Source organism: Kitasatospora sp. NPDC098663 (assembly GCF_044760075.1).
Classification (GTDB): Bacteria; Actinomycetota; Actinomycetes; order Streptomycetales; family Streptomycetaceae; genus Kitasatospora.
In genome coordinates this window covers 72,469-97,592 of the sequence record NZ_JBIWAP010000009.1, presented here as the reverse complement: position 1 = coordinate 97,592, position 25,124 = coordinate 72,469, and the positions used below count along the sequence as shown (strand labels likewise).

The following is a 25,124-nucleotide window of genomic DNA, read 5'->3' as shown; positions in this document are numbered from 1 at the left end:
GGCATGGCGGAGGGGGGAATGCCCGGCTCGGCGGCGGGCGTTGTCCACCGCGTGACCAGCGCCGCGCCCACGACCAGGCTCTCCGTCCTCGACCGCTCCCGGACCAGACGGGGCGAGGAGCCGGCGCAGGCGCTGCGGGACACGGTGGCCTTCGCCCGCGAGGCCGAGCGGCTCGGGTACCACCGCTTCTGGGTCTCCGAGCACCACGGCGTGCCCGGGGTGGCGGGATCGGCGCCGACGGTGCTGGCCGCGGCGGTGGCGGCGGCCACCACCCGGATCCGGGTCGGCACGGGCGGGGTGATGCTGCCCAACCACCAGCCCATGGTGGTGGCCGAGCAGTTCGGGGTGCTCGCCTCGCTCTTCCCCGGCCGGATCGACATGGGGCTCGGCCGCTCGGTCGGGTTCACCGACGGCGTGCGGCGGGCGCTGGGCCGGGAGAAGGACTCCGCGGACGACTTCGGCGCCCAGCTGGCCGAACTGCTCGGCTACTTCGACGGCTCGCAGCAGGCCCACCCCGGAGTCCACGCCCGCCCGGCCGAGGGCCTGCGGGTGCCGGCCTTCGTCCTGGCCACCGGCGCGGGCGCCGACCTGGCCGCCGACGCCGGGCTGCCGCTGGTCATCGCCGCCGCCCGGGGGGAGGAACGGATGCTCGCGGCGATCGACCGCTACCGCGGCCGGTTCCGCCCCTCGGCGCAGGCCGCCGAGCCGTACGTGGTGGTCTCGGGCACGGTCGCCGTCGCGGGGAGCGCGGGCCGGGCGCGCGAACTGCTCGTTCCGGAGGCGTGGTCCGGCGCGTACTCCCGCACCCACGGCGAGTTCCCGCCGCTGGCGCCCGCCGCCGAGATCCTGGCCCGGCCGATGAGCCCGCGCGAGCAGGCCGCCTACGAGCAGTCGCTGAAGGGCCACATCGCGGGCACCCCGGAGCGGGCCGCCGCCGAACTCGCGGCCCTGGTGGCGCGCAGCGGCGCGGACGAGTTCCTGGTCACCACCAGCACCTACGACCGCGCCGCCCTCCTCGACTCCTACCGGCTGCTCGCCGAGGCGGTCGGCCAGGCCTGAGGCCGCCGGCCGGGTCCGAGGCAGGCGGGCCGTGCCTGCGGCGCCGTCGCCCGCTCAGCCCGCGTCGACCTCCGACGTCCCGAGCCGGGCGTACACCTCGGGCCGCCGCGCCCGCAGCCGCAGCGCGATGGCGACGCCCGTCAGGAACACCACCGGCACGATCGCCACCAGCGGCCAGTTGACCTCCGGCCCGGCATTGGTGAACAGGTCCAGCCGCCACACCACCAGCGCCGTCGCCCCGCACAGCAGCACGGTGGCGGCGACCGGCGCCACGACCGTCCGGAACACCCCGGCGCTCGCGGCCGCCTCGCGATGGCGGCGGAAGAAGGCGTACACGGACAGCCCGGCGAGCGCCTGCAGCACCAGGATGCCGACCACGCCGGGGGAGTTCACCCAGAGGAAGAACTGGTTGTACGGGTCGGCGCCGATCAGCGCCGCCACCACGACGGCCACCGCCGCCAGCACCGACTGCGCGATGCCGCCGATCCACGGGGAGCCGTGGCGCGGGTGGACCCGGCCGAGCGCGGCCGGGGCGGCCTGCTCGGTGGCGAGGGCGTAGCCGTAGCGGGTGATGGTGTTGTGGAAGGCGAGCAGCGCGGCGAGCAGGCTGGTCACGATCAGCACCCGCTGGAGGTCGGTGGCCCAGGCGCCGACGTAGTCGGTCATCGCGGTGAAGAACATCCCGGCCGGGTCGGCGGTGGCCGTCGCGACGGCCTCGGTGGCGCCGAAGGCCTGCACGATCATCCAGGTGATGAAGGTGTAGAAGAGGCCGAGGAAGGCGATCGCCGCGTAGGTGGCGCGCGGCACCGTCCGCCGTGGTTCGCGGGCCTCCTCGCGGTAGATGGCGGTGGCCTCGAAGCCGATGAACGCGGCGAAGGAGAGCCCGAGCACCCCGCCCATGCCCCCGGAGAACACGTTGTGCGGGGCGAACGAGGACAGGTCGAGCCCGTGCGCGCCGCCGCGCACCAGCACCGCCACGGCGAGCACCAGCAGGATGCCGGTCTCGGCGATCAGCAGCGCGCCGAGCACCTTGGCGCCGAGGTCTATCGAGCGGTAGCCGAGGAGCCAGACCACCGCGACGCCGAGCAGCGCCCAGACCGGCCAGGGCAGGTCCAGGCCGAGCAGGTCGGCGGCGGTGGTGTGGGCGAAGAAGCCGAAGGCGCCGTACATGCCGATCTGGATGGCGTTGTACGAGAGCACCGCGAGCAGCGCGGCGCCGAGCCCGGCGGGGCGGCCGAGGCCGCGGGTGACGTAGGCGTAGAACGCGCCGGCGTTGCGGATGTGCGCGGTCATGGTGGTGAAGCCGACCGCGAAGAGCGCCAGGATGACGCCGGTGGCCAGGTAGGCGACGGGCGTGCCGATCCCGCCGAAGGCGATCGCGAACGGGGCCACGCCGGCCATCACGGTCAGCGGTGCGGCGGCGGCCACGACGAAGAAGACGATGTCGCCGGTGCCGAGCACGCCGCCTTCCAGGCGGGCGGGGCCGGTGGAGCCAGCGGCTGCGGTGCCGGGCCCGGTGCTGCTGGGCCCGGCGCGGCCGGTGCCGGGGCCGGTGCGGGGGGAGCCGGGTGCGGTCGGGGAGGCCGCGTCGGAGGGCAGGGTCATGGGGGAGCTCTCCTGGGGTCGTACGGACGAGGGTAGAGCGGTCGGCCGCCGATCGGGGGCGGGCGGTCGACGGGGTGCGGACGCCGTGGGGGGCGTTCCGGCGGGCGGGGGACGGGGGATCCCGCCTCGGGGGTCGGTGCGTGCGCAGGCTTCAGTGCGTGTGTCGGCTTCAGTGCGTGCGTCGGCCGCCGAGCCAGGTCCCGGCCACCGGGACGGCGGCCAGCTCGTCGGCCGGCACCGCGTAGGGGTCGGCCGCCAGGTGCACCAGGTCGGCCCGCATCCCGGGCCGCAGCACGCCCCACTCCGCCTCCTCGAAGGCCTGGTGCGCGACACCCGCCGAGTACGCGGCGAGGGCCTCGGTGAGCCCGATCCGCTCCTCGGGCAGCCAGCCGCCGGCCGGCAGGCCGTCCGGGGTCTGCCGGGTGACGGCGGTGGCGAGACCGGCCAGCGGCTCGTAACGGGTGACCGGCCAGTCGCTGCCGAAGGAGACCCGGGCGCCACCGCGCAGCAGCGCGGCGATCTGGTACTGCCGGGCGCCGCGCTCGGGGCCGAGCCGGGGGAGGGTGAGTTCGGTCATCAGCGGGTCGGTCTGGGCCCACAGCGGTTCGAAGTTGGCGATCACGCCGAGTTCGGCGAAGCGGGGCAGGTCGGCCGGGTCGACCAGCTGGACGTGGGCGATCACCGGGCGGCGGGCGCGCAGGCCGTTGCGGCGGGTGGCGGCCTCGACGGCGTCCAGGGCGATCCGGACGCCGTGGTCGCCGATGGCGTGGATGTGTGGCTGGAAGCCGAGCGCGTCGACGGCGGTGACGGCGTCGGCCAGTTCGGCGCCGGTCCAGTTGGCGACGCCGTGGGAGTGCGGGCAGTCGCTGTAGGGCGCCAGCAGGGCGGCCGTTCCGGACTCGACGACGCCGTCGGCGAAGAACTTGACCGCCCGGGCGGTGAGCCGGCCGCGCCCGCCGGCCTCGACCCGCTCCCGGTCGGCGGCCAGGCCGGGGAGCCGTGCGCGCCAGCCGTCCGGTTCGAGCAGCAGGGCGAGCCCGGCCCGGACGGGCAGGTCGTGCTCGGCGACGGCGGCGAGCCAGGTGTCGACCTGCGCGGGCTCGATCCAGGCGTCCTGGAGCCAGGTGAGCCCGGCGGCGGCGAGTGCGGCGGTGGTCTCGCGCAGGGCGGCGACCTGTTCGGCGAGCGGGAGCGGCGGGACGAGCGCGAGGACGGGGTTGAGGGCGCCGAACTCGCGCAGGGTGCCGAGCGGGGAGCCGTCCGGGCGGCGGACGATCTCGCCGCCCACGGGCTCGGGCGTGTCCGGCCCGTACCCGGCGCGGCGCAGCGCCTCGCTGTTGGCCCAGCCGGTGTGGTGGTCCATGGTGCGCAGCAGGACGGGCCGGTCGGGGACGGCGGCGTCGAGCAGCCGGGCGTCGAACAGGCCGCCCTCGGCGAGCCACGGATTGACGGCGTCCCCGGTGATCCACTCGGCCTCTGGGTGCCGGGCGGCCCAGCTGCGGACGGCCTCGACGACCTCCGCCAGGCTGGTGCAGTCGCGCACCGGCACGCCGCGCAGCCCGATGGCGCCGAGCAGCGGGTGGAGGTGGCCGTCGCCGAAGGAGGGCAGCAGGGCGCCGCCGGCCAGGTCGACGGTCTCGGTGCGGTCGTCGCGCAGGGCGAGCGCCGCGTCGCCGAGGGCGGTGATCCGCCCGGCGGTGACGGCGAGGGCGTGGGTGGCGGGGTGGGCGGGGTCTCCGGTGTGGATCCGGCCGCCGGTGAAGATCGTGTCGGCACGCATGGGGGAGCGTCCTCTCCGGGTCGCGGCAGGTGACGAGGGCGACCTGCCTAAACCGAATGGGGTTCGGTTACCGTAGGCGCGGCACCGGCGGGTGCGGAAGAGTTTTATTGAAAGCCATTCAGTAACGCTTGGGTAACGATGATCTTGAGAGTGCTCCGGAAGGCCCCCTGAAGGACTCCCCGAAGGGCTTCCCGAAGGATTCCCCGAAAGACTCCCCGAAAGACGAGGAACCGGCATGGCCAGGCCGCGCACACCCCTGCTGGACCGGCAGCGCATCGTCGACACCGCGCTGCGGCTGGTCGACGAGGCGGGCGACCTCACCATCCCCGGCCTCGCCGGTGCCCTCAAGGTCAGCCCCTCCGCGCTCTACCACCACGTCGCCGGCCGGGCCGAGATCGTCGCCCTGATGCGCGCCGAACTCGTCCGCACCATCGGCGAGCAGTCGATGTGGGACCAGCCCTGGGACGCGGCGCTGCGCACCTGGGCGCACGCCTACCGGGACGCCTTCGCCGAACACCCGGGCATCGTCCGCCTGCTCGCCACCGCCCCGCTCGCCGAGCCGTTCATGCACGCGCTGTACGAGCGCGCCGTCGCCACCCTGGAGGGCGCGGGCTTCGCCGCGCGGGACGTGATGGGCGTGATCACCGCCCTGGAGAGCTTCATCCTCGGCTCCGCGCTCGACCTGGTCGCCCCGGACGTCATGGTCGACGCCGTCGACCGGGACGCCACCCCGCGCCTGGCCGACGCCCTCGATGCCGTCCCCGCCGGCCGCGAACGCGCCGACCGGGCCTTCGAGCTGGGCCTCACCGCCCTGATCGCGGGTTACCGGGCGCTACTGCCCTGACCGCCCTTCGTGCCGGGGTCGGGGCAGTCGCGCCGGGGTCGGGTCGCCGCGGTACCGCCGGGTCCGGTCCCGTTCCTCCATCCGGTTTCTGAGCAGGCGTGATGACCTGCTAATGTTCTTCTCGTCGGGAGGGAAACAAACTTCCGAACAGGCGTCAGCGGTGCTACCAGAGCACGTCCTACTTTCAGTAGGAAGAGTCCGTGCGACCCGGGCCTGGCGCTCCACTCGAAGGGGCTCGTTCCGTCCAGCGGAACGGGCCCCTTCGTCATGTCCGGAGGTACTGGAGGCGCCGGAGGTTCCGGCGGCAGTCGGGCGGCGACCCGGTGGTGTAGACCTGTTCGCCCGGCCCTTCTACCGCAGGCCGGCGGTCGAAACCCTGCCATGCGGCCGGTTCTCGGCCAAGCTCCCCTGCCAGGTGGTCGGCGGGTGGCGGTGGGTCGCGGTCCGCGACCGCCCCTGGGCCAGCGGGTTCGCCCGGCGGCGGTGGCTGACGCCTTGTCACACCTTGGCCGGAAGTGGACGCTACTGATGTGAATATGCCATTGGAATGTTCGTCATATGGAATCCGGCAGTAGCCTTCCGTGTCGAGCCCGCCACTGCTGGTGGCGGCCCGGCCGTGCCGTGCTGCGCCCGGCTGCCCAGACCCCCTCGAAGGAGCCGGTGTGCCGGGTATCGACGAATGCCTCGCCGGAGCGATGTCGATCTCCGGGGCACGCTCCGCGAGCCTGGTCGACTGGAGCAGCGGACTCGCACTCGGCAGCCTCGGCGAGTGCCCGACCGGCGACCACGAGACCGCGGCCGCCGAGACAACCGACTTGGTGCGGGCGGCCGTTGAGAGCCAGACCTTCACCGGGGCGGAGGATCGGCGGTCGCCGTTGCAGGACGTCATCCTCACCGCCGGCCGCAGCTACCACCTCATCTGCTTCATCGACACCGTCTTCGACAGCCGCCTCGTCCTCCACCTCTGGCTCGACCGTGCCCAGGGCAACCTCGCCGCCGCCCGCTACCGCCTCCAGGCGCTCGCCGAGGAACTGGTGCTGGGGTGAGCGGGCCGCCCACCGCGGCCATCGGGTTTCGGCCAGCACACCGGGCGGGCCGCCCCCGCCGTCCGCGCTCCACCGGCCGGTGGCCCCGATGACCGCCGCGCCCGCCGCCGTCCGCCCGCCCGCCCCGCCGCAGACCCCCGGCGAGGCCCTCGGCCTGCTCGCCGCCCGCCGCGCCACCGGCGCCCTGCGCGGCCCGCTCGGCAGCCTGCACCTCGTCGACGGCCAGGTGGCCCACGCCGACTCCCCGCGCGCACCCGGCCTGGCCGAACTGCTCACCGGCTGCGGCCGGATCACCCCCGGGCAGTGGGCGGAGCTGCTCCGGCTCCACGGCCCGCGCGCCCGGGTCGGTGAGGCACTGGTCGAACGGCGGCTGCTCACCCGGGGCGAGCTCGAACTCGGCCACCTGGGCACGCTCTTCGACGCCGCGTTCTTCGTCCTCGCCGACCGGACCGGCGGCGTCTGGCGGTTCGAGCCCGACGCCCGGCACTGGCTGGGCCCGGTGGCCACGGTCGACCCCGGCCGGCTGCGCCGCGAGGTCGAGCGCCGGGGCCGGCTGCTGGAACGGATCTGGCCCTGGCCGCAGCTCGACACCGCGCCGGTCCGCCCGGTGGTGCCGGTCCCGCGGCCGTCGCACCGCCCGCCCGGCCGCCGCCGGTGCGAACTGCTGGACCACGCCGACGGCCGAAGAACCCCGGCGGACCTGGCGCGGCTGCTCGGCCGGTCCGGCTTCGGCGTCACGGCGGACGTCCGCCGCCTGGCCGCCGCCGGGCTGCTCGCCGCCCCGCGGCACGCCGCACCGGCGGTGGTACCCGCGGTGGCGGTGGTACCCGCGGTGGCGGTGGTATCCGCGACGCCCGGGACACCCGCGACGCCCGTGGCGCCGGCCCCCGACGCGCCGGCCCCCGCCCCCCAGCCGGGAGGCCTGCACCGCCGGGTCCCCGGCGCCACCCTCGCCGGCGCCACGCCGTCCGGCCCCGTGGCCCCCACCCGCTCCGATCGCCCGCCCACCACGGCCGCGGCCCACCCGCTGGCCGTCCCCGACCCGGACATCGCGCTGCTGACCCGGGTCCGAACCCTTCTGGAGGCCCGACTTTGAACCACTCTCCACCCGCGACCCCGCCGTCCCGGCCATGAGGCGGGCGCTCAAGCAGCGTGTCGGAAGGAGACAACTGATCGCCTTGGAGACCGAACTGCTCGCCGAGCTCCGCGCCGTCAAGCAGCGCGTCCCGCACCTCGCGGGTGGCCTGGTGGCCAGCGTGGACGGCCTGTTGGTCGCGCACGACACCCACGGGGCGGAACCCTCCGGCCTGGCCGCGATGACGGCGGCCTCGTTGTCGTTGGCCCAGCGGCTCGCGGACACCACCGGCCAGGGCGAGTTCCGCGAGTCGCTGGTGCGCGGCGAGCACGGCTACGTCGCCACCTACGCGGCCGGGGGCAGCTGCGTGCTGGCCCTGCTGGCGCACCCGGACGTCAACGTCGGCCGGCTGCACCTGGAGGCCCGCCGTTCGGCCCAGCGGATCGCCGGGCTGCTCAGCGACAGCCTCCTGCCCAAGGACCCGCGCGACCCGGCCTGACCGCACCTATCACCACAGCACCCCAGCACCCCACCACCGAAAGGGAGTTACCCAGATGACCGACGCAGCCGGCGCACTCAAGCAGGCCATGACCAGCATCGAGGGCGCCATCGGCGCGGCACTCGTGGACTACAACAGCGGCATGGCGCTCGCCACCCTCGACGGCCCCGGCGGGCTGGACCTCAACGTGGCCGCGGCGGGGAACACGGACGTGGTCCGCGCCAAGATGCGCACCATGGACATGCTCGGCCTACAGGACGGGATCGAGGACATCCTGATCACCCTGAGCAGCCAGTACCACCTGATCCGGCCGCTCGCCGGCCGCACCGGGAAGGGCCTCTTCCTCTACCTGGCGCTGGACAAGGCGCGCGCCAACCTGGCGATGGCCCGCCACCAGCTCACCAGGATCGAGGCCGAGCTGGAGGTCTGACAGGCCGGACAGCTCGAACAGGCGGACAGCTCGACAAGCTCGGACAGGCCGGAGAGTCCGGAGAGTCCGACCGGACGAAGCGTCGGCCCGGCGTCGGCTCAGGCCGCGCCGGGCGCCGTCCACCGGACCTCGCCGCCCGGCAGCCCCGCGCACACCGCGCCCTCGGCGGTCTCCACGCTCCACGGCGCGAGCTGCGCGTGCGGCGGGACGGACAGCGCGCCGCCTTCCGCGAAGGCCAGCTCCAGGCCGCCGGCGAGGGTGATCTCGGCGGTGTCGACGGTCCGGCCGACGAGCGCGAGCAGAGTGCCGGTCGGGCGGACGGTCAGCGCCGGAAAGTAGTGCTCGACCTCCGCCGGGGCGGTGAAGGAGGGCGCGGCGAGGCGGAACTCGTGCGCCACCCGGACGGTCACCGGCCCGTCGAGGGTGAGGTCCAGCCGGTCGCCGCCGCTGACCGACGCCACTCGCCGGCCGGCCAGCGCCTCCGTGATCCCGTGCTGCGTGATCCCGTTCTGCATGGCCCCAGTGTGACCCACCCGACCCGGCGCTGTCCGCCCTGCCCGACAGCCCCGCCCGACCAGCCCGCCTGACTCGCCTTCCTGAACCCGCTCGACCCGCTCGACCCGCCCGCCTGGCCCGGCCGGCCCACCCGGCCCGCCCGCCGCTACCCGGCGGCGCGTCCGCGCACCAGCTCGGCCGGCCCGCCCGCCCGCTCCCGCGCGGCCAGCGCGGCGGCCGTCCGGGCCCAGGACGGGCCGGTCAGCAGAGCCCGTGCCTCGGCGGGGCCGCAGAGCCGCCACTCCACCAGCTCCTCCTCCGGCAGCGCGATCGAACCGAGCATCCGCTCCGTCACCGTGCCCCCGTCGAATACGGACACCAGCACCGCGGTGTCCCGCCCGGTCGCCGGGTCGGCCTCCGGGTCGGCGGCCGCCCCGGGCTGCCAGTCCAGCGCCAGCAGCCGCCCCGGTTCGACCTCCCAGCCCAGTTCCTCGCGGATCTCGCGCCGGACGGCCGCCCGGGGCAGTTCCCGGTCCGCCTCGATCCCGCCACCCGGCAGCGTCCAGCGCGGCACCCGGCCGCGCGGCCCCTCCCACGGCCGCAGCCGGACCAGCAGGACCCGCCCGGCGTCGTCGGTGAACAGGGCCCGGGCCTTGGCCCGGATCCGCGGGCGGGTGGCGATGTAGGTGGCCCGGTCCATCGGCGGCTCGTACCCGGGCCCCGCCCCCGGCCCGTCCGGGGCGGGGGCGGGGCCCAGGGCGGGCACCCCGGCCAACCCGGTGTACGCGGGCGGCGGTTCGTCCGCCGGCAGGTGGTCGAGGGTGTGCCCCACGGGCCTGCTGTCCTCCAGCTCCAGCGGACCGGCCGACCGCGGCGCCCGCAGACAGGCCGTGACCCGGCGGGACAGCAGGGGCGGCAGCGCGTGGCCCGCCTGGTCAGGGGTCAGCCAGGCCCAGCCGCCGACCTCCGCCGCGTCCGGCCGGATCGCCGCGGCCTGTTCGGCGGTGAGCGGCTGCGCCCAGTACAGGTACGCGGCGATCGGCGGCCGGAAGTGGTCGAGCGTCCAGTCGACGCAGGCCAGCGGCCCCAGCCGGGGTGTGAACCCGAGTTCCTCCACCACCTCGCGCAGCGCGGTCTCCCGTGGCGAGCGATCCTGCGGCTCCCACCCGCCGCCCGGGATCGCCACCGGATGCTTCCGGTCGTACGGCAACCGCACCACCAGCACCCGCCCCCGCCCGTCCGGGAACAGCACCCCCGCCGCCGCCAGCAACTCCCGCCCGCTCCCGGATGACGCGTCCACCGCTGCTCCCTCCGTCAGGCCCGGTTCGAAGGCCGTGCCCCCCGACGACTCGGCGGACCTCCTTCATGGTTCCCCCCGCGGGCCTGGCCGAGCCCTCGCCGCCTCACCCCAGTGACGCGAGGGCCTGCGCCGCCGCGCGGGCCATCTGCTCGTCGTGCCGTCCGTTGGACCCGCGCAGCCGGGCGAAGCCTTCGGCCGCCGCCAGGGCGAGCAGTCCGGGCAGCAGGTCGGTGCTTCGGGCGGCCACCCAGCGGGTGCCCTGGGTGGCCATCCACCACAGGTCGGCGGCCCGGCCGGGCGGGGCCTCGGCGGGGGTGTCGACGGGCGGCGGGCCGAGGGGGTGGCCGGCGGCGGCGAGCAGCTCGTGGAACCCGCGGGCGATCAGGTGGTGGCCCTCGGCGCTGGGGTGCAGCCGGTCGACGCTGAGCAGCCGGCGCTGCGCGCACCAGGGCAGCTCGGCGATGTGCAGGTGCACCGCCCGGTGCCGGGCGGTGAGGGCGTGCACGACGGTGTTGACGGCCTGCATCCGCCGCGCCAGCGGTCGGGCCAGCGGCGCGGGCAGGCGGAGCAGGGTGCCCGGATCAGGCAGGCAGGCGGTCAGCAGGACGGCGCCGTGGCTGGAGAGTTCGCCCAGGGTGGCGTCCAGTTCCAGGGTGGTGCGCCGGATGTCGAAGCCCGCCCGCAGCGTGTCGTTACCGCCGATCACCACGGCCGCGAACCGCGGCCGCAGCGCGAGCGCGGAAGGGAGTTGACGATTCGTCAGGTCAGTGGTCTGGGCGCCGCTGCACGCCAGGTTGGTGAACTCGACGCCGCCCTCGGGTGCCAGCGACCGGGCCAGGACGGCGGCCCAGCCGCGCCATCCCTCACCGACCGGGTCCCCGACCCCTTCGGTCAGCGAGTCCCCGAGCGCGACGAACCGCACCGGCCCGCCGGTGGCCGGCCGGCCGTCCGCGGACCGGTCACGCCCAGTGCCGAGCACGCTCATCCCAGCCCTCCTCCACCGCACCGGGGTTCCGTACGCCGTGGTTCCGTACGCCGGGGTTCGGCGCGTCGTGGGCCGCGAGGAACGCGGCCACCGCGGCCGGCCAGCCGTACCGCTCGGCCCGGGCCCGGGCGCCGGCCCGCCGCGCCTGCTCCGGGCGCGCCAGCAACTCCCGTACCGCCCCGGCGAATCCGGCGCCGGTGTCGGCGGCGGCCACCCCGGCCAGGCCGACCAGCCCGGGCAGCGCGGAGGAGCGGCTGACCGCCACCGGCGTCCCGCAGGCCAGCGCCTCCAGCGCGGCGAGCCCGAAGGTCTCCACCGGCCCGGGCGCGAGCACCACGTCCGCGCAGCCCAGCAGCCGGGCCAGTTCCTCCCGCCAGCCCAGGTGCCCGAGGAAGCGCACCGGCAGCCGCAGCCGCTCCGCCCGGGCCGCCAGCCGGTCCCGCAGCGGTCCGGCCCCGGCCACCACCAGGACGGCCGGCAGCCCCCGGGCCCGCAGTGCGGCCAGCGCCTCGACCGCCCGCTCGGGCCGTTTCTCGGCCGAGAGCCGGGAGCAGAGCACCAGCAGCACGTCGTCCGGCCCGCAGTACCGCGCCCGCTCCCGGGCCCGCGCGGCCGGCGGCATCGGGCGCATCGCGTCCAGGTCCACGCCGAGCGGGGCCCGGGCCAGGTTGGGCACGCCGATCCGCCGGAACTCCGCCGCCGCCCAGTCGGTGGTGCAGAGCACCGCGTCGTACGTACGGGCCGTCGCCGCGTTGAGCCGGTCGGCGGCCGCGTCGGCGAGCGGGCGGGGCAGCCCCCAGGTGCGCAGCACCCCGACGGCGCTCTCGTGCGACACCATCACCGAGCGGACGCCGTGCCGCCGGGCCCAACTGCCGGTCCAGCGCAGCGTGGTGCGGTCGGACACCTCCAGTCGGTCGGGCTTCAGCCGGGTCAGTTCGGCGGCCACCGCCCGCCGGTCGGTGAGCACCCGGTAGCCGCCGCTGGCCGGCAGCACCGGCCCGGGCAGGGTGACCACCAGTCCCTGCTCGCCCTCCTCCTCGCTGCGCCGCTCCCCGGGCACGATCAGCACCGGCCGGTGCCCGGCGGCCAGATAGCCGGCACCGAGGTGGCGCAGCGCGGTGCGCAGGCCCCCGGAGACCGGGGTGACGAAGTTCGCGAGCCGCACGATGGTCAGCGGCTCGCGGTCGGCGGTGTCCGTCATGCCGGCAGCTCCTCCACGACGGCGACCGGCTCGACGACCGCCGGGGGAGTGGAAGGGGGAGCGGAAAGGGGAGCCGCCGGTGTGCCGCGGTGCTCGGAGAGGACCTCCGCGTAGTGCCGCAGCAGCAGGTCGCCGACCGCCTCCCAGGTCCGCGCGGTCACCTCGGCCCGTCCGGCGCGCCCGTACGCGGCCCGCCGCCCCGGGTCGGCGGCCAGTTCCGCCACCGCCCGGGCCACCGCGGCGCCGTCCCGGGGCGGTACCAGCAGGCCCGTCCGGTGGTGCGCGACCAGATCCAGCGGGCCGCCGGCGGCCGGACCGATCACCGGCACGCCGCTCGCCATCGCCTCCTGGATGGTCTGGCAGAAGGTCTCCAGCGGGCCGGTGTGCACGAACACGTCCAGGGTCGCGAAACAGCGGGCCAGTTCCTCGCCGGTCCGGCGGCCGAGGAACACCGCGCCGGGCATCGAGGTCCGCAGCCCGGGTCCGGACGGCCCGTCCCCGATCACCACCACCCGCACCCCGGGCAGGGCCGACGCGGCGGCCAGCAGGTCGACCCGCTTCTCGGGCGCCAGTCGCCCGACGTACCCGACCAGCACCTCCCCGCCCGGGGCGAGCGCCCGGTGCAGCGCCTCGTCCCGGTGCCGGGGGTGGAACCGCACCGAGTCCACCCCGCGCGGCCACAGCTGCACCCGGGGCACTCCGTGCGCGGTGAGGTCCTGGGCGGCGGGGGTGGACGGCGCCAGCGTCCGGGCGGCGGCCCGGTGCACGGCCCGGATCCGCCGCCAGGCCGCCGCCTCCCCGAGGCCCCGCCCGGCCCGGTAGGCGTGCGCGTACCCGGCGAGGTCGGTCTGGTAGACGGCCACGGCGGGGACACCGAGGCGGGCCGCGACCTGCACCCCGCGCGCGCCGAGCACGAACGGGCTGGCCAGGTGCACGATGTCCGGCCGGTGCCCGGCGACGGCGGCCGCCAGCTGCCGGCTCGGCAGCGCGATCCGCACCTGCGGGTATCCGGGCAGCGGCACCGACGGAATGCGCACCACCGGCAGCTCCACCGTTTCGGAGCCGCCGAAGGTGTGCGGCGGGCACGCGGCGCCCCGCGCGGGTGCGGGGGTGACGACGAGTGGCTGGTGGCCCCGGCGGACCAGATGCTCGGCCGTCCGCAGCACGCTGTGGGCGACTCCGTTGACCTCGGGCGGAAAGGATTCGGTGACGATGACGACGCGCATGCCAGTGTTCTCTCCGCGCCCGGCGTGCACCCGGCCAAAGGGATCTGTCATAGAAGCGAACGCGGGTCGGCGATTTGCATCGCCGACCCGCGCCCGCACCGCGCCGCCTCAGTGCGACCCGGCCGCCTCCTTGAGCTCCGCGTACGGCGCGAGCTTGCGGAGCGACTCGATGCTCCTGAGGCACTCGTCCTTGCTCTCGTGCGGGTCCCCGGTGACGATGACCGTCCCGTTGCTCGCCTTGAGCCGGAAGCGGTGCATCCCGCTCTCGTCCTTGTACAGCTCGAATTTCCCGGCCATGTCGGTGACAGCCTTCCGTTCAGGTGACCCCCTCGATCGAAAGGTAGGGCCAAACCCTTTGGAGTGCAGGACAGTTGGCCCAGTCGGGTGGCATCCATTCGAGTCGCGGAGCCGGGTACTGCCTGGCCGCTGCTGGGGCCGTGAGGGAAGGCGGTGCACATGGCGGGTTTCTTTTGGGGAGTGACGGTCGCCGCCGGTTGCCCGTTGGGCGGGTGCTCAACCCTGGGTACTTAGTCACGGACAGCGACCGAACAACCTCGCGAGCGCGAGGCCGGCCGGCCTTTGTCCAGGTCCACCACACTGTTCTGAGAGCAACCCCCGCGAGCGCGGGGCCGACACCACCAAGGCCGCCGGCGGCGGCGGCTTCGGGGAGCAACCCCCGCGAGCGCGGGGCCGACGAGAAAGTCGTAACAACGAAGCGCCCCCGCCTGGAGCAACCCCCGCGAGCGCGGGGCCGACCTCCGAGCGGACCACCCTGGTCGTCGGCGCCGTGGAGCAACCCCCGCGAGCGCGGGGCCGACCAACCAAGAAGGGAAATTCGTATGTCTCAGTGGGAGCAACCCCCGCGAGCGCGGGGCCGACTCCGTGCCAGCAGACGACACGGGGTGACTAGAGGAGCAACCCCCGCGAGCGCGGGGCCGACACTTGCTGACGTGCGGCGATTGGGCTCAGAGTCCTCCGGTTGATTTAGTTCGATCGGATGGCAGCCTGAAGGAGATCTCATGTATTGACATCATCTCTCCATGCCCTGAGGCGAGTTGTCATCGCCGTGTCCCGCGCTCTCGAAGGGTACTCGCACGTGGATGTTGGGGTGATGGCTGAGGGTCGTTGGCAGTGGTCGGCCCTGAACGTACGGGGATGGATCTGCGCCCGTGCCCGGTCACCGTGACCGGCACCGTGAATGCCGTCGAGCAGCTGAGTCTCGTTGCTCTCAGTGGTGATCGCGTCGAGGCCCAGCAGGCTCCGGATGCTTTCGACTGGCCGTCAGGCGGGTTGGCCCGTGGGCGCACATCGGGTGCACAAGACGATGAGTGCGGTTGTCTGTCGAGGAGAGACAGCGATAAGCGTTTCTGCAGGTTAAACGCTGTGAGCGGATCTTCATCCCCCTGAGTGCGGGAGGATCGATTCAGGAGTCCTTGTACAGCTCGAACTTCCCCGCCACGCCGAAACAGCCTCTCGCTCAGGTGACCCCCTCGTGCCGCACCGTAAGTCCAACCCCGTTGCGCCGCCCGCCGGCTGGGGGTGGTGGCCCGGGAGTGCTTCTTGCGGCAGCCTCGTTTCACCGGCGGACCGGGGTGGTGCCGTTCATGCCGAAGCGGGCGGAGCACTGCTCGCCGGATCGGTTGTTCGCGTTCCACACGCAGATCCACATCGTGTAGCCGATGTCCGGGACGAAGCTCGTCTTCGCGGCGCCCAGGGAGGCGCGGAAGGTGTACGTGATGCCGTCGCTGCGGGCGAGCTCGGCGACGCAGGTTTGGGTCAGGGAGGTGTTGAGCACGCCCGCGAGCGAGCCGGAGCCGTTGTCGTCCAGCCAGGCGGAGCAGGCGGCGTCGGGGCCGAACCAACTGGTGTCCGCCTCGGAGCCCTTGACCTGTGCCGGGTCGTCGCCGCCGTTGATGCCGCGGATCGATGACGAGGTGGGGCTGGCGGCCGGATGCACATCGCCACCGACGTCAAGGGCTTCGAGTACGTGCAGGTCGCCCAGGAATACGTGGACTGAGCGTGGACACCGAACCGCGTACCGCGGCGCCCCGGGCGCCCCGGGCGCTGCGGGCCTCCGCCGGGCTGTCGGTGCTGGCCGCGGTGCTGCTCGCCTGCGGCGGCGTGGTCGAGGCGGCGGGCCATCTCAGCGGCCCCTCGACGAACGGGGGCGGAGGCGGCTCGTACCCGGCGGCGCCGGTGCCGGTACAACCGGCCCCGACCCTGGACCCGGCCCCGATCCCGACCCCTGAGGTCTCCTCGCCCGCCGCGGTGCCGTCGCCGAGTTGCCCGCTCCCGGCCTCACCCACCCAGCTGCCCGAGCCGACGACCACCCCCACCACACCGGCGTCTCCTTCGGAGCATCCCCCAGGGAAAGGGGCATCCCGGACGAGGACTCCCGTGACGAGGGCTCCTGCGGCGAGGAGTACTGCCCCGTAGCCCCCGTAGCCGCGATACCGGCGGGGGAGTGGGGGGCGGGGGTGCCGCTCCTGGTGGCGCCGTCACCCGAACGCAGTCGCCTCGGGTCCTCGTACGGCCCCGGAGTCGCCCGGAAGGCGGCTCCGGGGCGCCTTCTCGCAGCGGATCCGCCGTGGCGCGGGCGGTGCCGGGGCCTCGTTCCGGTGCTTTCCGCGGGGCTCGACGCGGGGGTTCCCGTCGCACCGGGCGGGGGTGCGCACCCCCGCTCCGGCGGTCGGCTGCGCCATCCGGGTAGGCGTCGGCGGGCGGGGTCGGCGGCCCGGGCGGGGGTCTTCGGGGAGGGGGCGCGAGGGCCGGGGGATCGCGCCGACGCCGTCGTCGCGGGGGCCGCCGGCGGACCGGTGGGCGGCGGTGGCCGGTGTGCGGGGGCGGCCGTTTCGGGACGCCGGACGAAAGGCACTTGACGGCGGGTCAGTCGCGGAGCCGGCCGGGCGGCTCCCCGCCCGACCCGGCTCGTCGGGGGGCCGGGCGGGAGGGTCGGATCCGGCCGCCGGGGCGCCGGCCGGGCGTTCGCGTCGGGGGGCCCTTCGCATGCCGAGGGCCGGTCACGGTTGCGGTCCAGAAGCTGCGAGCGGGGGCGTCAGGCGGATACTGGAGATGTGAGAACGGCTCTGGCAGGCACATCCCTGACGTGCCCGCCGCTTAGGGCTGTCTCACGGCAACGGCAGTCTCTGTCGTGCTCCCCGGGTCCGCGCCGTCGGCGTCGGCCGTGGACGTGCGGCGTGCCAATGCAAGGGAAGAAATGGAGTCGTGATGAGTTACTTCAACCGCAGGGACCGCGGTCGCGGACGTGAACGTGACCGTCGCCGCCGTCGCCACGGCCGCCGTCGTCGGTTTGGCTTCTGGTGACAGATTAAGGGCGGTCCGGGCTGTGCTTAACAGTCCGGCATGACACCCATCCCTGGGGCCGGCGGTATCACCGCCGGCCCCTCATCCTGAGTGGGGTTCCTCCATGCACGGTGCCACGCCCATGGGGGGTCCGGAGGACCGGGCAGCCGACCGGGCCATCGACCAGGGGCCGGTGGCGGACTCGCCCGCCATCTCGCTGCGCGAGCTGTTCCGGCGGTTCTGGCCGTGGGTCCGACCGGACGTGCGCTGGCTGCCGCTGAGCGCGGTGCTGCTCGTGCTGGGCGCCTTCGGCGAGGTCGTCTCGGTCTGGATGTTCAAGGACCTGATCGACGAAGTCCTGGTGCCGCGGCACTTCGCCGAGTTCTGGCCGCTCGGCGGCACGATGCTCGCCGCGGCCGCGGCGGCGGCACTGTTCACCTTCGCCGGCACCTACACCGGTACCTGGATCGCGGAGCGGTACCTGCTCCGGCTCCGGACCGGCACACTGGCCCATCTGCACACCCTGCCGCCGGACACCCTGGAGACCCGCTGGCGCGGCGACCTGGTGGCCCGGATGACCGCCGACATCGCGACGATCGAGCAGATGGTCGCGACCGGTCTGGTCGAGGGCGCGGTGGCCTCGGTCAGCCTGGTGCTGTTCGCCGGCGCGGCGTTCTACCTGAGCTGGCCCCTCACCCTGGCGGCGCTGATCGTCGCGCCGCTGTTCATCTTCACCACCGGTTTCTTCGGGCGCCGCATCCGCATCCGGGAGCGGCAGGTCCAGCGCCGCGCCGGCGGCGTCACCGCGCTGCTGGAGGAGACGCTGCGCAACGTGGTCGTCACCCGCACCTGCGGCCAGGAGGAGCGCGAGGTCGAGCGGGTGCACCGGGAGGGAAAGGCCCTGCTGGACGCCGAGCTCTCCGCCGCCCGGATGTCCGACCTCTACCAGCCCCTCCTCAACGTCCTCCAGATGCTCGCGGGGCTGGTCGTGGTGGGCGTCGGCGCGCTCCAGGTGATCCGCGGCGAGCTGAGCCTGGGTGGTCTGCTCGCCTTCGCCGCCTTCATGGCGCAGCTGTTCGAACCGATCCAGCAGCTCGCCGGGCTCGTCCCGCTCGCGGGCGCGGCCTGCGCCTCGGGCGAGCGCCTGCTGGAGATCCACGACCTGTCCAGTCCGGTCCGGGAGAGCCCCGCCGCGCGGGACGCCGACGCGGTCCGCGGCCGGGTCTCCTTCGAGGGCGTCCATGTCGCCTACCCCGGCAGCCACGACGCCCCGGTGCTGTCCGACGTCAGCTTCGACGTCAGCCCCGGCAAGGTCCTGGCCGTCATCGGCCCCAGCGGCAGCGGCAAGTCCACGCTCGCCAAGCTCCTGGTCCGCTTCCTGGACCCGCAGGCCGGTACCGTCCGCCTCGACGGCACCGACATCCAGGACCTGACCATCGCCTCGCTGCGTGCGGCGATCAGCTTCCTGCCCCAGCAGGCGCAGCTCTTCCACGCGACCATCCGGGACAACATCGCCTACGGCAGGCCCGACGCCCCACAGAGCGACATCGAACGTGCCGCCCGCAGCGCGGGCGCCCACGGCTTCATCACCGCGCTGCCGCAGGGGTACGGCACGGTCATCGGCGACGAGGGCTTCCAGCTCTCCGGCGGGCAGGCCCAGCGCGTCGCCATCGCCCGGGCCTTCGTGCGCGGCGCGCCGGTCCTCGTCCTGGACGAACCCACCACCGGCCTGGACCCGAAGACCGTCCAGCAGCTGATCCCGCCGCTGCGCCGCCTGATGGCGGGCCGCACCACGATCCTGATCACCCACGACCCGGCCTTCCTCCCGCTGGCCGACCACGTCCTCACCCTCCAGCCGCCGGACGCCCCGCGGCCCCGCGCCCGCTTCGCGGAATCGGCCACCGGGCGCCCGGAGGCCGTCGCGGTGAACGCGTCCGAGGCGGGGCTGCCCGGTGAGCGGGGCCACGGGCCCGGGTGAGCTTCGCCCCCACCCGAACGGCCGGGATCCGCAGGCTGCGGACCCCGGCCGTTCGAGCGCGTGCGGTCAGGAGACGACGATGGTGGTCCGCAGGTAGTAGACGAACGGCGGGCAGGCCGAGCCGCGGTCCGGGAAGGCGCACCGCGAGATCCAGGTGATGTCGCTCGTCCCGGCGGTGGCCGCGCTGAAGGTCGCGTGCGTGGTGTTGTCGGGGTCGGTGCTGCCCGCGGTCTGCGGCAGCACCGAGGGCACGGTCGGCACGGGGACGGAGGACAGCCAGGTGACGGTGCGGTCGCGGTAGGGCGGCAGGTCGATCTGGACCACGTCACCTGTGTGGACCTGCACGGTCTGGCCGTTGGCGGCGGGGCCGAGGGCCACGACGTCGGCCAGGGCCGGCCGCGCCGGTGCCGCCGCGGCGGTGGTGACGGTGCCGGCGGTCAGGGCGAGGACGGCGGCGGGGGCTGTCAACAGCCTCAGGATCTTCATGGCACTCCCGGTACTCGAAGGTTCACGGAACGGAGGTTCGCGTGGAACGGCGGTGCAGGGTGCGGAGGTTCCGGTCTCCCGTCTATCCGACGCGGGCGGCCCGGCCGATGGCGCGGAGCCGCCCGGGAGGGAAACCTCCGGCCAAGGATGTCCACATCCTCCGCTTCAGGCAAGGAGCGTGACGTTCCGTCAGTTGTGCGTGACCCCGGGTCGCAGTGGCCCCGCGCCGGGCCCGGGCCGTCAGTCCCGGCGGCGGGCCGCCATCCAGACGTAGACCAGGATCCCGGCGAACAGGAACAGCACGCCCTGGTAGACGGCCGCGTAACCGGCGCCGGCCACCAGCCACAGGGAGAAGCCGAAGGCGCCCAGGCCCAGCACCGCGTCCCGGGCGAGCCGGCCCCCGGAGACCTTGTCCGGCATGCCGCGCACCAGCCAGTACAGCTGCGCGGCGGTGGAGAGCAGGTACGGGACGGTCGCGGTGAAGGTGGTGACCAGCACCAGGATGTTGAACGCGCCCTTGGCGCCGGTGGCGAAGTTGAGGATGGTCAGCACCGAGGCCAGCGCGACACTGGTCACGACGCCGAACACCGGGACGCCGCGCCGCTCCTTGGCGAAGGCGGCCGGGAACAGCCCGTCCTTGGCGGCCGCGTACGGCGCCTGGGCGGCCAGCAGCGTCCAGCCGTTGAGCGCGCCGGTCATGGAGACGAGCGCGGCGACGGCGATGGCCGTGCCGCCCCAGGTGCCGCCGAACATGGCGTCCACGGCGTCCGAGAACGGCGCGGTGGAGTGGATCAGCCGGTCGTGGGCGACGGTGCCGAAGACCGCGAGCGTGCCCAGCAGGTAGACCACCGCCGCACCGGCCGTGCCGAGCACGCTGGCCCGCCCGACGTTGCGCTCCGGATCGCGGACCTGGCCGGCGCTCATCGCGGCGGACTCCACGCCCAGGTAGCTGAAGAGCAGGATGGCCGCGGCCGCCGTCATCCCGCCGGCCCAGCCGTGCCCGGTGGCGTCGAAGGGGCCCAGGTTGCGCGCGTCGAAGAAGCCCAGGCCGCCCACCGCGACCAGCAGCAGCGGGATGAACTTGAGGACGGTGGAGACGAGTTGGACGGCGCCGACGTAGCGGGTGCCGGCCAGGTTCGCCAGCGCGGGCAGCCACTGGAAGGCCATCGCGGCGGCGATGCTGAGCCCGATGGAGTGGCCGACGGGCAGCAGCACGTCGAGGTAGCCGACGGCGGCGACCGCGAGCGCGGCGTTGCTGACCCAGGTGGTGATCCAGTACGACCAGGCCGACAGGAACCCGGCGAAGTCCCCGAAGGCCTCCCGGGCGTAGACGTAGGGCCCGCCGGTGCGCGGGTTGCGGCGCGCGAGCTGCCCGAAGACGAGTGCGAGTGCGATCGCGCCCACGGTCAGGACGACGAAGGAGACCAGGCTGACCGTCCCGTAGGGGGCCACGGCGGCGGGGATCATGAAGATGCCGCCGCCGATGATGTTGCCCATCACCAGGGCGGTGGCGGTCGGCAGGCCGAAGCGGCCGCCCTTGCGGGGCGTCGCGGTGACCGCTTCCGGGGTTTCCGGCGGGCTCGGTCGGGTCGCCTGCCGGGGTGCGGCCGGGCTGGTCTGCATGAGGGCGGTGCGCCTTTCGTGGTCCTGCTCGTGCTCGGTGGAGCCACCGTTCATGCTCGAACCGGGTGGCGCTCTGTACCAAATCGATGGGATTTGTTCAGTCGGCCTGGCATGTCACCGCAAGACTTGCGGTCCCGTGCCGGTCGGACGGGCACTCGTCCTGCGCCGCTCCGGCCCGGCCGTTCGGTGTGCGGCCGGGTGTCCGAGGGCGTTCACCCGGGGGAGGGATGTCGTCACCCGAATGCCTCAGCCGGGTTGCGGCGCGCCGCGGCGCGTGCGCGTTCGTGTGCAAACGTTGGCCCGGCGCTCCCCCGGTGGGGCGCCGTCCGCCCCGTCCGGTGGCCGCACCGGCCGTTCCGGGAGGCGGATCGAGGACCAGAATCGAACCAGAGGACATCAGATGTCGCTTCGTGGGAAGATCCGCAAGCTCGCCGTGATCGCCGTCGTGGCGGGCGCCGCCGCCTTCGCGGCGCCGGTGCCGGCGATGGCGGCCTGGCACGGGTCGCACTCGTCGACCGGGGAGAGCCTGGAGTCGGGTTCGGCCGGGGTCGGCCTGTTCGGCCCGCGCGCCAACTGGCTGAACGTCCACGAGCACACCGAGGACGCCTGCTTCGGCGACTGCTGACCGACCGGTGAGCCCGGGGGCCGCTGTGGGCCCCCGGGCTCACCGCTGTCCGCGGGGCGGTCCGAGCAGGTCAGGCGGGCAGGGTGGGGGCGGCGGCCCGCTCGCGCAGTTCCTTCAGTACGGCGATGTCCATCGCGTGTCCGGTGCCGTCCCCGCCGTGCTTGCGGTCCGGGGTCTCCACCAGCAGCGGGACACCGGCCGTCTCCGGGTGCTCGAACAGCTCACGGAACGGTTCCGCGCCGATCATCCCGGCGCCGATGTTGGCGTGCCGGTCCTTGCGCGCGCCGACGACGTCCTCGGAGTCGTTGGCGTGGATCAGCCGCAGCCGGCCCGGCCCGGCCGCCGACGCCAGGGCGTCCAGCGCGGCCGTCACCCCGCCCGGTACGGCCAGGTCGTGCCCGGCGGCGAAGGCGTGGCAGGTGTCCAGGCAGACGCCGACCTTCGGGTGCCCGTCCAGCGCCTCGACGTACTCGGCGAGCTCCTCCAGCCGGGAGCAGAGCGAGCTGCCCTGGCCCGCCGTCGGCTCCAGCAGCAGCCAGGGCGCGTCCTCGCCGAGGGCGTCCAGTTCGTCCAGCAGCGGCCGCACGTCGGCCCGGACCTGTGCCATCGCCTCGGCCCGCCGGGAGCCGCCGCCGGGCGCCGTGCCGACCGCCGAGCCGGTGTGCAGGACGACGCCCAGTGCGCCGATCGCGTGGCCGCGGCGCAGCGAGTGCCGCAGCGAGTCGGCCGAGCGCTCGCGGGTGGCCGGGTTGTCCGAGCCGAAGTTGATCAGGTACGGGGCGTGCACCCAGGCGGGGAGCGCCTGCTCGGCGCAGGCCGCCCGGAACTCCTCGTCCTGTGCGGGGTTGCCCGGCGGAGTGGCCCAGCCGCGCGGGTTGGCCACGAACACCTGCACGGTCTCGGCGCCGACCCGGCGCGCGTACGCCAGCCCCGTTCCGGCCAGTCCGCGGGCGGCCACCGGGACGTGGGCGCCGACCGGGTTGCGGAGGGTGCCGAGGTGCGCTGCGGGTGCGGTGGTCATGGCCCCGAGGATGTCACGCCGCAGGCCGGCGGTGGCACGCGGCCCGGCCGACGGTGCCGGAGGCGGTCCGAGGGCGTGCCGTGCGGCTCGGCCCGGAGCGCGCCGCGCCGTACGCGCCACGCCGGGCCGTCCCACCACCGGCCGACGCCCCGTCAGTCCCGCAGCCCAGCCCTGGTGGCGGGCCCACTCGGCGGCCCATAGCGTCGAGTCGGCCGCACCCACCGGCCGTCACCACCCCCGCACACCGTGCGACAACAGACACCGCGTACCTAGCGCGCCGCCCGGCAGGCTCCGGCCGCACCCCGGCGAGCGCGCCGGAGAGAACAGGTCACCACTCATGCCCACGCGACGGGTCCACCACTTCGCCGCGGCCACCGCCGCCGCCACCGCCCTGACCACCGTCCTCGCCGGCCTGGCCGCCGTGCCCGCGGCCCACGCCGCCGACGGCCTGCACGTCGTCCAGCCGGGCGAATCGATTCAGCAGGCCGTCGACGCCGCCCTCCCCGGCGACACCGTCCAACTGCTCGCCGGCACCTACCCCGGCAGCGTCCGCATCACCACCCCGGGCCTCACCCTGCGCGGCGCCGGCGCGGACAGCGTGATCACCCCCGGAGGCGGTACCGAGAACGCCTGCGCCACCGCCGGACACGGCCTCTGCGTGGACGGCACCGAGACGGCCCCGCTGCCGGACGTCACCATCGAGACCCTCGCCGTCACCGGCTTCCGCAAGAACGGCATCGACGCCAGCGGCACCACCGGCCTGACCGTGCGCGACACCTACGTCCACGACAACGCCCAGCAGGGCATCAGCCAGGAGATCTCCACCCGGGCCCGGATCGTCGGCAACCGCGCGACCCGCAACGGCCAGTCCGGCGTCTTCCTCGCCAACTACGCCTACCGCGAGGGCGGCGCGCCCGACACCGGGGGCACCGTCGTGGAGGGCAACGAGCTGACCGAGAACCGGGTCGGCGTCACCGTCCGCCGACTGCGCGGGCTGGCCGTCCAGGACAACGAGCTCCGCGGCAACTGCGCCGGCGTCTTCGTGGTCGGCGACGAGGGCGTGCCCCGGGCCGGGGACCTCGACGTGCGCCGCAACGAGGTCGTCGCCAACAACATGTTCTGCCCGGCCAACCCGCGGCTGGGCGCCATCCAGGGCGCGGGCATCGTGCTCACCGGGGTCGAGGACGCCCGGGTCACCGACAACGAGGTCCACGACAACGTCGGCAGCTCGGACTTCTCCGGCGGGATCGTCCTCTTCAAGAGCGTCGTCGGCGTCGCCAACGCCCGCAACACCGTCGCCGACAACCACCTGAGCGGCAACAGCCCGGCCGACATCGCCGACCGCGACACCGGCGAGAACGCGTTCGCCCGCAACAGCTGCGCGCGGTCCGAGCCGTCCGGCCGCTGCTGAGCCGCGGCACCCGCACCCGGTACGACCCGCACCCGGTACTGCCCGCCCCCGGCACGCGCCCCCGGCACCCCCGCCCCCGTCGACAAGGAAGACCTCCCATGACGATCGCACCGCCCCCCACTCCCCAGGCCGCGATGCGCCTGCGCGAGCTCGTCTTCGGCGCCGCCTGCGCCGCCGCCGTCCGCGCGGCCGCCCGGCTCGGTGTCGCCGACGTGCTCGGCGACACCCCGACCAGCGTCACCGATCTCGCCGCCGCCCTCGACACCGAGCCCCTGCCGCTGCGCCGCCTGCTGCGCGCGCTCACCTGCTACGGCATCTTCTCCGAGACCTCCGACGACCGCTTCGAGCACACCGAGATGTCCCGCCTGCTGCGCGAGGACGCCCCCAACTCGCTGCGCTACATCTCCCTCTGGTGCACCGAGCCGTGGACCTGGGAGGCCTGGCCCAAGCTGGACGAGGCGGTCCGCTCCGGCCGCAACGTCTTCCCCGAGCTGTTCGGCAAGGAGTTCTTCGACTACCTGCACAGCGACGCGGGCGACTCCGCGAAGGTCTTCGACAAGGCGATGACCACCTCCAGCCGGCAGTCCGCCCACGACCTCGCCGAGTACCTGGACCTCACCGGCGTCGACTCGGTGGCGGACATCGGTGGCGGCCAGGGGCACGTGCTGGCCAGCCTGCTGGAGAAGCACCCGGCGCTGCACGGCACCCTGCTCGACCTGCCCAAGGTGGTCGCCGGTGCCGAACCCCGGCTCCAGGACGGCGGCGCCTTCTCGGCCCGCGCCCGGCTGGTGCCCGGTGACTGCCGGGTGGAGATCCCGGTCCGCGCCGACCTCTACATCATCAAGAACATCCTGGAGTGGGACGACGAGAGCACCCGCCGCACCCTCGCCAACGTGGTCGCCGCGGCCCGGCCCGGCGCCCGCGTCGTGGTGGTGGAGAACCTGGTCGACGACAGCCCGTCGATGCGCTTCACCACCGCGATGGACCTGATGCTGCTGCTCAACGTCGGCGGCGCCAAGCACTCCAAGGAGAGCATGGTGCGGCTGATGGAGGACGCCGGACTGGACGTCGCGGACGTCCACCCGGTCAACCCCTACCTGCACGCCTTCGAGGCCACCGTGCGCGGCTGAGC

Annotated in this window: 22 protein-coding genes and 1 CRISPR repeat array; of the genes, 10 read left to right on the top strand and 12 right to left on the bottom strand. The window is 74.7% G+C overall.

From position 1 onward, the window contains the following. The first annotated feature begins 51 nt into the window (after positions 1-51). Positions 52-1,059: an MsnO8 family LLM class oxidoreductase gene (locus tag ACIQVZ_RS12115; RefSeq protein WP_402449161.1), complete on the top strand. Its 1,008-nt coding sequence runs from the start codon at positions 52-54 to the stop codon at positions 1,057-1,059. A 54-nt stretch (positions 1,060-1,113) separates the two neighbouring features. On the opposite strand, the gene ACIQVZ_RS12110 is transcribed toward ACIQVZ_RS12115, so the two are convergent. After that, positions 1,114-2,664, bottom strand: a complete 1,551-nt coding sequence (locus tag ACIQVZ_RS12110) for an APC family permease (RefSeq protein WP_402449159.1) — start codon at positions 2,662-2,664, stop codon at positions 1,114-1,116. A 169-nt stretch (positions 2,665-2,833) separates the two neighbouring features. Beyond that, on the bottom strand, positions 2,834-4,444 hold the full coding sequence (locus ACIQVZ_RS12105; protein ID WP_402449157.1) for an amidohydrolase: 1,611 nt from the start codon (positions 4,442-4,444) through the stop codon (positions 2,834-2,836). Between the two features lie 235 nt (positions 4,445-4,679). Between ACIQVZ_RS12105 and ACIQVZ_RS12100 the strand changes: the two genes are divergently transcribed. The 5 genes from ACIQVZ_RS12100 to ACIQVZ_RS12080 all read left to right on the top strand — a co-directional run bounded on the left by ACIQVZ_RS12100 (position 4,680) and on the right by ACIQVZ_RS12080 (position 8,338). Further along, a complete protein-coding gene (locus ACIQVZ_RS12100; protein ID WP_363585199.1) occupies positions 4,680-5,288 on the top strand; it encodes a TetR/AcrR family transcriptional regulator C-terminal domain-containing protein in 609 nt (202 codons plus the stop codon). 662 nt (positions 5,289-5,950) lie between these two features. After that, on the top strand, positions 5,951-6,334 hold the full coding sequence (locus ACIQVZ_RS12095; protein WP_402449154.1) for a hypothetical protein: 384 nt from the start codon (positions 5,951-5,953) through the stop codon (positions 6,332-6,334). Between the two features lie 88 nt (positions 6,335-6,422). Continuing rightward, positions 6,423-7,430 (top strand): hypothetical protein, encoded by a 1,008-nt coding sequence (locus tag ACIQVZ_RS12090; protein WP_402449152.1) that lies wholly within the window; start codon positions 6,423-6,425, stop codon positions 7,428-7,430. Between the two features lie 82 nt (positions 7,431-7,512). Further along, complete coding sequence (locus ACIQVZ_RS12085) at positions 7,513-7,908, top strand: roadblock/LC7 domain-containing protein (protein ID WP_350879110.1); 396 nt, start codon at positions 7,513-7,515, stop codon at positions 7,906-7,908. A 55-nt stretch (positions 7,909-7,963) separates the two neighbouring features. Next, positions 7,964-8,338: a hypothetical protein gene (locus tag ACIQVZ_RS12080; RefSeq protein WP_350879111.1), complete on the top strand. Its 375-nt coding sequence runs from the start codon at positions 7,964-7,966 to the stop codon at positions 8,336-8,338. A 98-nt stretch (positions 8,339-8,436) separates the two neighbouring features. On the opposite strand, the gene ACIQVZ_RS12075 is transcribed toward ACIQVZ_RS12080, so the two are convergent. The 7 genes from ACIQVZ_RS12075 to ACIQVZ_RS12045 all read right to left on the bottom strand — a co-directional run bounded on the left by ACIQVZ_RS12075 (position 8,437) and on the right by ACIQVZ_RS12045 (position 15,502). Beyond that, positions 8,437-8,853: a DUF6188 family protein gene (locus ACIQVZ_RS12075; protein ID WP_063350273.1), complete on the bottom strand. Its 417-nt coding sequence runs from the start codon at positions 8,851-8,853 to the stop codon at positions 8,437-8,439. A gap of 146 nt (positions 8,854-8,999) precedes the next feature. Continuing rightward, complete coding sequence (locus tag ACIQVZ_RS12070) at positions 9,000-10,133, bottom strand: NUDIX domain-containing protein (RefSeq protein ID WP_402449147.1); 1,134 nt, start codon at positions 10,131-10,133, stop codon at positions 9,000-9,002. Between the two features lie 103 nt (positions 10,134-10,236). Further along, on the bottom strand, positions 10,237-11,118 hold the full coding sequence (locus tag ACIQVZ_RS12065; protein WP_402449146.1) for an SGNH/GDSL hydrolase family protein: 882 nt from the start codon (positions 11,116-11,118) through the stop codon (positions 10,237-10,239). Continuing rightward, positions 11,093-12,319, bottom strand: coding sequence for a glycosyltransferase (locus ACIQVZ_RS12060; RefSeq protein ID WP_402449144.1), 1,227 nt, complete (start codon positions 12,317-12,319; stop codon positions 11,093-11,095). The genes ACIQVZ_RS12065 and ACIQVZ_RS12060 overlap by 26 nt, the downstream gene beginning before the upstream one ends. Next, positions 12,316-13,545, bottom strand: a complete 1,230-nt coding sequence (locus ACIQVZ_RS12055; RefSeq protein ID WP_402449142.1) for a glycosyltransferase family 4 protein — start codon at positions 13,543-13,545, stop codon at positions 12,316-12,318. Before ACIQVZ_RS12055 ends, ACIQVZ_RS12060 begins: the two co-directional genes overlap by 4 nt. 108 nt (positions 13,546-13,653) lie before the next feature. Next, complete coding sequence (locus ACIQVZ_RS12050) at positions 13,654-13,842, bottom strand: DUF1508 domain-containing protein (RefSeq protein WP_063350276.1); 189 nt, start codon at positions 13,840-13,842, stop codon at positions 13,654-13,656. A 248-nt stretch (positions 13,843-14,090) separates the two neighbouring features. Then, a CRISPR array of direct repeats spans positions 14,091-14,485; the repeat unit is 28 nt; unit sequence GAGCAACCCCCGCGAGCGCGGGGCCGAC. A 636-nt stretch (positions 14,486-15,121) separates the two neighbouring features. Beyond that, positions 15,122-15,502, bottom strand: a complete 381-nt coding sequence (locus ACIQVZ_RS12045; RefSeq protein WP_402449140.1) for a hypothetical protein — start codon at positions 15,500-15,502, stop codon at positions 15,122-15,124. Between the two features lie 1,488 nt (positions 15,503-16,990). Here ACIQVZ_RS12045 and ACIQVZ_RS12040 point away from each other — a divergent pair. Continuing rightward, positions 16,991-18,826: an ABC transporter ATP-binding protein gene (locus tag ACIQVZ_RS12040; RefSeq protein WP_402449138.1), complete on the top strand. Its 1,836-nt coding sequence runs from the start codon at positions 16,991-16,993 to the stop codon at positions 18,824-18,826. A 66-nt stretch (positions 18,827-18,892) separates the two neighbouring features. On the opposite strand, the gene ACIQVZ_RS12035 is transcribed toward ACIQVZ_RS12040, so the two are convergent. Beyond that, positions 18,893-19,312, bottom strand: coding sequence for a hypothetical protein (locus ACIQVZ_RS12035; RefSeq protein WP_350879129.1), 420 nt, complete (start codon positions 19,310-19,312; stop codon positions 18,893-18,895). Positions 19,313-19,552: 240 nt separating this feature from the next. Beyond that, complete coding sequence (locus ACIQVZ_RS12030; protein ID WP_402449459.1) at positions 19,553-20,935, bottom strand: amino acid permease; 1,383 nt, start codon at positions 20,933-20,935, stop codon at positions 19,553-19,555. A gap of 400 nt (positions 20,936-21,335) precedes the next feature. Between ACIQVZ_RS12030 and ACIQVZ_RS12025 the strand changes: the two genes are divergently transcribed. Beyond that, positions 21,336-21,560, top strand: a complete 225-nt coding sequence (locus tag ACIQVZ_RS12025) for a hypothetical protein (protein ID WP_350879131.1) — start codon at positions 21,336-21,338, stop codon at positions 21,558-21,560. Positions 21,561-21,630: 70 nt separating this feature from the next. On the opposite strand, the gene ACIQVZ_RS12020 is transcribed toward ACIQVZ_RS12025, so the two are convergent. Further along, positions 21,631-22,581 carry a deoxyribonuclease IV gene (locus ACIQVZ_RS12020; protein ID WP_402449135.1) on the bottom strand — a complete coding sequence of 317 codons (951 nt, stop codon included), beginning with the start codon at positions 22,579-22,581 and terminating at the stop codon, positions 21,631-21,633. A gap of 337 nt (positions 22,582-22,918) precedes the next feature. On the opposite strand from ACIQVZ_RS12020, the gene ACIQVZ_RS12015 reads away from it, so the two are divergent. Further along, positions 22,919-23,992, top strand: coding sequence for a right-handed parallel beta-helix repeat-containing protein (locus ACIQVZ_RS12015; RefSeq protein ID WP_350879133.1), 1,074 nt, complete (start codon positions 22,919-22,921; stop codon positions 23,990-23,992). Positions 23,993-24,090: 98 nt separating this feature from the next. Next, complete coding sequence (locus tag ACIQVZ_RS12010) at positions 24,091-25,122, top strand: methyltransferase (RefSeq protein ID WP_350879134.1); 1,032 nt, start codon at positions 24,091-24,093, stop codon at positions 25,120-25,122. Positions 25,123-25,124 lie beyond the last annotated feature (2 nt).

Bases quoted from the DNA above. Each gene is read 5' to 3' on its own strand.
- ACIQVZ_RS12110 (WP_402449159.1), bottom strand. From the start codon at position 2,664: ATGACCCTGCCCTCCGACGCGGCCTCCCCGACCGCACCCGGCTCCCCC.
- ACIQVZ_RS12105 (WP_402449157.1), bottom strand. From the start codon at position 4,444: ATGCGTGCCGACACGATCTTCACCGGCGGCCGGATCCACACCGGAGAC.
- ACIQVZ_RS12100 (WP_363585199.1), top strand. From the start codon at position 4,680: ATGGCCAGGCCGCGCACACCCCTGCTGGACCGGCAGCGCATCGTCGAC.
- ACIQVZ_RS12090 (WP_402449152.1), top strand. From the start codon at position 6,423: ATGACCGCCGCGCCCGCCGCCGTCCGCCCGCCCGCCCCGCCGCAGACC.
- ACIQVZ_RS12080 (WP_350879111.1), top strand. From the start codon at position 7,964: ATGACCGACGCAGCCGGCGCACTCAAGCAGGCCATGACCAGCATCGAG.
- ACIQVZ_RS12075 (WP_063350273.1), bottom strand. From the start codon at position 8,853: ATGCAGAACGGGATCACGCAGCACGGGATCACGGAGGCGCTGGCCGGC.
- ACIQVZ_RS12065 (WP_402449146.1), bottom strand. From the start codon at position 11,118: ATGAGCGTGCTCGGCACTGGGCGTGACCGGTCCGCGGACGGCCGGCCG.
- ACIQVZ_RS12060 (WP_402449144.1), bottom strand. From the start codon at position 12,319: ATGACGGACACCGCCGACCGCGAGCCGCTGACCATCGTGCGGCTCGCG.
- ACIQVZ_RS12055 (WP_402449142.1), bottom strand. From the start codon at position 13,545: ATGCGCGTCGTCATCGTCACCGAATCCTTTCCGCCCGAGGTCAACGGA.
- ACIQVZ_RS12050 (WP_063350276.1), bottom strand. From the start codon at position 13,842: ATGGCCGGGAAATTCGAGCTGTACAAGGACGAGAGCGGGATGCACCGC.
- ACIQVZ_RS12040 (WP_402449138.1), top strand. From the start codon at position 16,991: ATGGGGGGTCCGGAGGACCGGGCAGCCGACCGGGCCATCGACCAGGGG.
- ACIQVZ_RS12035 (WP_350879129.1), bottom strand. From the start codon at position 19,312: ATGAAGATCCTGAGGCTGTTGACAGCCCCCGCCGCCGTCCTCGCCCTG.
- ACIQVZ_RS12030 (WP_402449459.1), bottom strand. From the start codon at position 20,935: ATGCAGACCAGCCCGGCCGCACCCCGGCAGGCGACCCGACCGAGCCCG.
- ACIQVZ_RS12025 (WP_350879131.1), top strand. From the start codon at position 21,336: ATGTCGCTTCGTGGGAAGATCCGCAAGCTCGCCGTGATCGCCGTCGTG.
- ACIQVZ_RS12020 (WP_402449135.1), bottom strand. From the start codon at position 22,581: ATGACCACCGCACCCGCAGCGCACCTCGGCACCCTCCGCAACCCGGTC.
- ACIQVZ_RS12015 (WP_350879133.1), top strand. From the start codon at position 22,919: ATGCCCACGCGACGGGTCCACCACTTCGCCGCGGCCACCGCCGCCGCC.
- ACIQVZ_RS12010 (WP_350879134.1), top strand. From the start codon at position 24,091: ATGACGATCGCACCGCCCCCCACTCCCCAGGCCGCGATGCGCCTGCGC.